The sequence below is a fragment of the Streptomyces sp. NPDC059355 genome, assembly GCF_042752335.1.
Lineage (GTDB): Bacteria > Actinomycetota > Actinomycetes > Streptomycetales > Streptomycetaceae > Streptomyces.
In genome coordinates, this window is sequence record NZ_JBHYXN010000123.1 from 1 (window position 1) to 1,129 (window position 1,129).

General features: G+C 64.6%; 2 pseudogenes. One reads left to right on the forward strand and one right to left on the reverse strand.

The features are described from left to right. Positions 1 to 282, forward strand: a pseudogene (locus ACFXGI_RS38795) (transposase); the annotation flags it as partial. Here ACFXGI_RS38795 and ACFXGI_RS38800 read toward each other — a convergent pair. Continuing rightward, positions 270 to 804 (reverse strand): annotated as a pseudogene (locus ACFXGI_RS38800) (transposase); the annotation flags it as partial. The pseudogenes ACFXGI_RS38795 and ACFXGI_RS38800 sit on opposite strands and share 13 nt — an antisense overlap. Between the last annotated feature and the right edge of the window lie 325 nt (positions 805 to 1,129).

Sequence of the window (1,129 nt, forward strand, 5' to 3'; positions counted from 1 at the left end):
GTCCAGTGGCGCTACCTCCCACACGACTTCCCGCACTGGAACACGGCCTATGTCTATTTTGCCCAGTGGGCCGACGCGGGCGTGTTCGCCAGGCTCAAGGCCTGCTCAGACAGCTTCGCCGTGAAAGGGGACGGGCTCGGGAGCCGACGGCTTGCGTGATCGACACCCAGAGCGTCAATACCTCCACCAGCGTCCCCGCCGTCGGCCAGGGCATTGACGCAGGGAAGAATCGTCGGCAGGAAGCGGAGCATCATCACCGAGACGCTCGATCTTCTCCTCGCAGCGCGCCAGGCTTTCAGCTTGTTGATCAGACGTTCGACGTTGTTCCGTTCCTTGTAGAGGTCGGCGTCGTGGCTGATGGGCCGGCCTCCTCGCGCGCCCTTCTCCTTGCGGTTGGCGGCCTGGTCCCGTTTCTCCGGGATGACGGCCCTGATTCCGCGTTTGCTCAGGTAGACGCGGTTGCCGCCAGACGAGTACGCCTTGTCCCCGGCGACCGCGCCGGGCGTCGTGCGGTGACGGCCGACCGGCAGGCGGACTCTCACCTTCGCGAGCAAGGGGATGAACTGCGGGCTGTCCCCGGCCTGCCCGGCGGTCAAAATCAACGCGAGCGGACGACACCTGCGGTCCGCGGCGAGATGAATCTTGCTCGTGAGTCCGCCACGGGACCTGCCGAGCAGGGCTTCCTTCAGACGGAGCTTGCGTCTGCGTCGGATACGCCGACGTTCGGCCTGTCCGTTCTGTTCCTTCGTGCCCCAATTTTTGGGGGGCTGCCTCCTACTCCTGCGCGGCTTCTTCCAGGCATTCATGAAGCTTTTGTGCTGGCTCTGGACGGGATGAAACGCACGCGTCGGTAGCTGGCCCCGGATACCGACGCGTGCGTCCTCAGTGAAGCACACACGCTTCTGGACACAGTCGACATCGGGCATTGCCGCGCAAGCGTGCAGTCTGTCCCCGTCCACCCGGAGGTGATCGAGATCATGTGGTGCCATGAGATAGCCGTCGGGCCTTGACCCCGGACGGGGGTGCAGGACATAGTTCCAGTCGCCGTGGAAGGCATGCCGGGTCAGTGGCAGAGCCGCCATCTCCGCATCACCGATCGTGACTCCAGTCGGGTAGGGATTGGTGTCCA